Raw genomic sequence first — 5,147 nt, 5'->3', positions numbered from 1 at the left:
CCTGCTCGATGACCACGTGGGCGTTGGTGCCGCTGATCCCGAAGGAGGACACGGCGGCGCGGCGGGGGCGGCCTTCGGCCTCCGGCCAGGCGCGGTCTTCGGTGAGCAGGGCGAGGGTGCCGGAGTCCCAGTCGATGTGCGGGGACGGCTCGTCGGCGTGCAGGGTCCTGGGCAGGACACCGTTGCGGATCGCCTGCACCATCTTGATGACGCCACCGACTCCGGCGGCGGCCTGGGCGTGCCCGATGTTGGACTTGAGCGAGCCCAGGTACAGCGGGTGTTCGCTGGTGCGTGCGGCACCGTAGGTGGCCAGCAGCGCGTCGGCCTCGATCGGGTCGCCGAGCCGGGTGCCGGTGCCGTGCGCCTCCACGGCGTCCACGTCCGCCGCGGTGAGCCCGGAGTCGGCCAGGGCCTGGCGGATCACCGCCTGCTGGGAGCGGCCGTTGGGGGCGGTCAGGCCGTTGGACGCGCCGTCCTGGTTGATGGCCGAGCCCCGGATCACCGCGAGCACCTGGTGCCCGTTGCGCTGGGCGTCCGACAGCCGCTCCACCAGGAGCAGCCCCACACCCTCGGCCCAGCCCGTGCCGTCGGCGTCCGCGGCGAAGGACTTGCAGCGGCCGTCGGGGGCCAGGCCGCGCTGCCGCGAGAACTCCACGAACATGCCGGGCGACGACATCACCGTGGCGCCGCCGGCCAGGGCCAGGTTGGTCTCGCCCGAGCGCAGCGAACGGATCGCCAGATGCAGGGCGACCAGCGACGAGGAGCAGGCGGTGTCGGCGGTCACCGCGGGGCCTATGAGGCCCAGCTGGTAGGCGATGCGGCCGGACATGACACTGGTGGTGGAGCCGGTCAGCACGCTGCCCTGGACGGCCTCGGGGGCGTCGTCCATGCGCGGCCCGTACTCCAGGGCGGTCGCCCCGACGAAGACGCCGGTGCGGCTGCCGCGCAGGCGCGCGGGGTCGATGCCGGCCCGCTCCACGGCCTCCCAGGCGCTCTCCAGGAGGAGCCGCTGCTGCGGGTCCATGGCGAGCGCCTCACGCGGCGAGATCCCGAAGAACGCGGCGTCGAACTCGCCCGCCTCGTGCAGGAATCCACCGTGTCGCACCGCGCTCTTGCCCGGCCGGTCGGGGTCCGCGTCGTACAGGTCCTGGTCCCAGCCGCGGTTGACGGGGAAGCCGGAGACGGCGTCGCCGCCCTCGGCGACCAGCCGCCACAGCTCGTCGGGCGAGGACACCCCGCCGGGGAAGCGGCAGGCCATGCCGACGATCGCGATCGGCTCGCCGTCCGCGGCCCGTACCTCCTCGTCGGCCGGTTCACCGGCCGCGCCGAGCAGTTCCGCCTCGACGAAGGCGGTCAGTGCCCGGGGCGTGGGGTGGTCGAAGAGCAGCCCGCTGGGCAGCCGCAGCCCGGTCGCGTCGGCCAGCGCGCCGCGCAGCTCAGTGGACATCAGCGAGCTGAAGCCCAGCTCCTTGAACGGGGTGCGCTCCGGTATCCGCTCGCCCGCCGGGTACTCGAGCACGGCGGCGATGTGGGTGTGCACCAACTCGGTGACCGCACGGTTGCGTTCGGCCTCGGACTGGGCGGCGAGCCGCCTGCCGAGGTCACCCTGCGGCGTCGCGGCGGGCCGCTCGACGGGGGAGCCGTCCGCCAGCGGCTCCCGAGGGGCGCGGCGGGCCGTCGCGTCGAACCAGTACCGCTGCCGCTGGAAGGCGTAGGTGGGCAGCTCGGCCGGGGCGCCGGTGCCGTCAGCCCCGTACACGCCCCGCCAGTCGACGTCGGCGCCGCGGACGAACGCGGTCGCCAGCGCGGTCAGGGCGGTCTGCACCTCCGGCCGACCGGCGCGCAGGGCCGGTACGGCGGCCAGCTCGCCCGCGGCGTCGCGGGCCAGGGCGGACAGCACACCGTCCGGACCCAGTTCGACGAGCGTGGCGGCACCCGCGGCCCGCAGGGTGCGTACGGCGTCGAGGAAGCGGACCGGGCGGCGCACCTGCTCCACCCAGTAGTCCGGCGAGGCGAGCTGCTCGGCGCCGGCGCGCTCGCCAGTGACCGTGGAGACGACCGGAATCCGCGGCGCCCGGTAGTCGAGCGTCTCGGCGACGGCACGGAACTCCGTGAGCATCGCGTCCATGTGGGGGGAGTGGAAGGCGTGGCTGACGGTGAGCCGCTTGGTCTTGCGGCCGGTGGCCTCCAGCTCGGCCGCCACCTCCAAGGCCGCGTCCTCGTCGCCGGAGAGCACCACGGCGGTCGGCCCGTTCACGGCGGCGACCGCGACCTGGCCCTCGCGCCCCGCCAGCAGCGGCAGCACCTCGTCCTCGGTGGCCTGTACGGCGATCATGGCACCGCCCTCGGGCAGGGCCTGCATCAGCCGGGCCCGCGCGGCCACCAGCCGGGCCGCGTCAGGCAGCGACAGGACCCCGGCGACATGGGCGGCGGCGAGCTCACCGACCGAGTGGCCCGCCAGGAAGTCGGGGCGCACACCCCACGCTTCGAAGAGCCGGAACAGCGCGACCTCGACGGCGAACAGCGCCGGCTGGGTGAACCCGGTGCGGTCGAGATCCGTACCCTCGGCGATCACCTCCGCCAGCGGCCGGTCGAGCAACGGGTCCAGCTCTGCGGCGACGTCGTCGAAGGCGGCCGCGAACACCGGGAACTCCGCGTACAGTTCGCGCCCCATTCCGACGCGCTGGGCGCCCTGCCCGGTGAACAGGAAGCCGAGACCGCCGGGCTCAGCGGTGCCGGTCACCAGACCGGCGGCGGGGGAGCCGGAGCTCAGCGCGGCCAGTCCGCCCAGCAGGCCGTCGCGGCCCTCGGAGACGACGACCGCCCGGTGGTCGAAGACGGTGCGCCGGGTGGCCAGCGCGCGGCCCGTCTCCTGCGGCGCCTGCTCAGGGCGGGCGATGGCGAAGGCGTGCAGCCGTCCGGCCTGGGCGCGCAGCGCGGCCTCGGTGCGCCCGGAGACCACCCAGGGCAGCACGCCCGGAGCGCCTTCGCGGGCGCCCCCGTCGTCTTCCGCGACACGGGCCGGTGCCTCGCTCACCACCACGTGGCAGTTGGTGCCGCCCATCCCGAAGGAGCTGACGCCCGCCACCAGCGGAGTGACGTCGCGCGGCCAGTCGGTCAGCTCCCGCTGCACGTCAAGACCCAGCTCGGCGAGCGGAATCCCCGGGTGCGGCTCGGCGAAGTTGAGGCTCGGCGGCAGCTGGCGGTGGTGGACGCTGAGGAGTGTCTTGACCAGACCGGTGATACCGGCCGCGCCCTCCAGATGCCCGACGTTGGTCTTCACGGAACCGACCCGCAGCGCCGAGCCCGCCGCCCGGCCCGCGCCGAGCGCGGCACCCAGCGCGGCGGCCTCGACGGGGTCGCCGACCGGAGTGCCGGTGCCGTGCAGTTCCACGTACTGCACCTGGTCGGCTGCGACGCCCGCACGCTGGTACGCCTCGCGGAGCACGGCCTCCTGAGCCGACGCGCTCGGGACCGTCAGACCGTCCGTGGCACCGTCGTTGTTGACCGCGCTGCCGCGGATCACACCGTAGATCCGGTCGCCGTCCCGCTGCGCCTGAGCCAGCGGCTTGAGGACGACGACCGCGCTGCCCTCACCGGGGACGAAGCCGTTGGCGCGGGCGTCGAAGGTGTACGTCGTACCGTCCGGGGACAGGGCGCCGAAGCGGGACTCCGTCACCACGTTCTCGGCGAGCAGGTTGAGGTTCACGCCCGCGGCGACCGCGGCCTGGGACTCGCCGCCGCGCAGGCTCTCACAGGCCAGGTGCACGGCGACCAGCGAGGACGACTGGGCGGCGTCGACCGTCAGGCTCGGCCCGCGCAACCCCAGGTAGTACGAGACGCGGTTGGCGATGATCCCGCGGTTCACACCGGTCATGGTGTGCTGGGTGACCGCGTCGGTACCGTGCAGATAGAGCAGGTTGGTGTAGTCGTCGCGCAGCGTGCCGACGAACACCGCGGTCCTGCTGCCGCGCAGCGTGGCCGGGACGATCCCGCTGTCCTCCAGCGCCTCCCAGGCAAGCTCCAGGACCAGCCGCTGCTGCGGGTCCATCGCGGCCGCCTCACGGGGCGAGATCCCGAAGAACGCGGCGTCGAACTCGTCCGCACCGCCCAGGAATCCACCGCGTACGGGGCCCGTCTCGGCCTCGCTGCCGTCCCAACGGCCGGGCGGGGCCTCGGTGATGGCGCTCGAACCCTCGGTCAGCAGCTCCCAGAAGGCGGCGGGGCCCGACGCGCCGGGCAGCCGGCACGACATACCGATGACAGCGATCGGCTCGCTCTCCGCTACGGACCCGCCGGTTGCCATGATGTCGTGCTCGGTCGTCATCACTTACGGATTCCCTTTCCCTGACTGCGTCTTACTCCGCTTACTCCGGATTCAAGAATGCCGCTCTGACTTTCGAATCCGACCCTACAGCGGGACAACTATTCGGCCCCCAGCGCGCGATCACGCCCCGGTAATCAGCCAGAAGTTCCCAGCGGAGCGCGGTCCGATTACCTCGCGGTGATCCGCGGGTTTCCCGCTGCGGATACGTTCGACACCGAATGCTTTCCTGAAGCAGTGGAGGGAAAAAGGCAATGACCAATACCCCGAACAGTGTCGTGCTGCCTCGCGAGATAGAGGAGCACATCGAGAGCTATGTCACCGCCATGAACGCGGGTGACGCCGACGCCGTCAACAGCCACTACACCGAGGAGGCCGTCGCGGTCTGGGAGCCCGGCTCCCCGCTCACCGGCCAGGCGCGGCGCGCGTACGTCAAGGAGTTCCTCGCCACGCAGCGCCCCGAGATGGACGCCGTCGTACGGGAGGCGTACGTGACGGGCGACACCACGCTGCTGGTGGTGGACTGGACGATGGTCGTCACCAACGAGGAGGGCGTACGGGAGCGGCTCACGGGCGTCGGCCTGGACGTGCTGCGCCGGCAGGACGACGGCGGCTGGCTGTACGCCATCGACGACCCGTTCGGCGAGGAGCCCCGCCCGGCCGCGTAGGCGGTCGCACGGCACAACCGAGCCCAGCACGATCGAGCGCGGCAGAACCGAGCCCAGCACAGAGAGAATCGCATGACCTGGGGGTGGGTCCCGGTCATGCGATTCTCTGCGTTTCCTGCTGCGGGACCCAAGAAGGGCGGGCCCCCCTGGGGCCC

General features: G+C 73.0%; 2 protein-coding genes. One reads left to right on the top strand and one right to left on the bottom strand.

The genetic code is table 11. The features are described from left to right. On the bottom strand, window positions 1-4,327 hold a 4,327-nt coding region (locus tag U9R90_RS29530), incomplete at its 3' end, for a beta-ketoacyl synthase N-terminal-like domain-containing protein (RefSeq protein ID WP_411059730.1). Window positions 4,328-4,578: 251 nt separating this feature from the next. Between U9R90_RS29530 and U9R90_RS29525 the strand changes: the two genes are divergently transcribed. Then, window positions 4,579-4,992 carry a YybH family protein gene (locus U9R90_RS29525; RefSeq protein WP_411059729.1) on the top strand — a complete coding sequence of 138 codons (414 nt, stop codon included), beginning with the start codon at window positions 4,579-4,581 and terminating at the stop codon, window positions 4,990-4,992. Window positions 4,993-5,147 lie beyond the last annotated feature (155 nt).

Origin of the sequence: Streptomyces sp. E11-3, from assembly GCF_046540415.1 — a bacterium.
Lineage (GTDB): Bacteria > Actinomycetota > Actinomycetes > Streptomycetales > Streptomycetaceae > Streptomyces.
This window is presented reverse-complemented; position numbering and strand designations above follow the sequence as displayed.

What these genes read in the sequence shown, in the direction of transcription:
- U9R90_RS29525 (WP_411059729.1), top strand. Translation starts at nt 4,579, where the DNA reads ATGACCAATACCCCGAACAGTGTCGTGCTGCCTCGCGAGATAGAGGAG.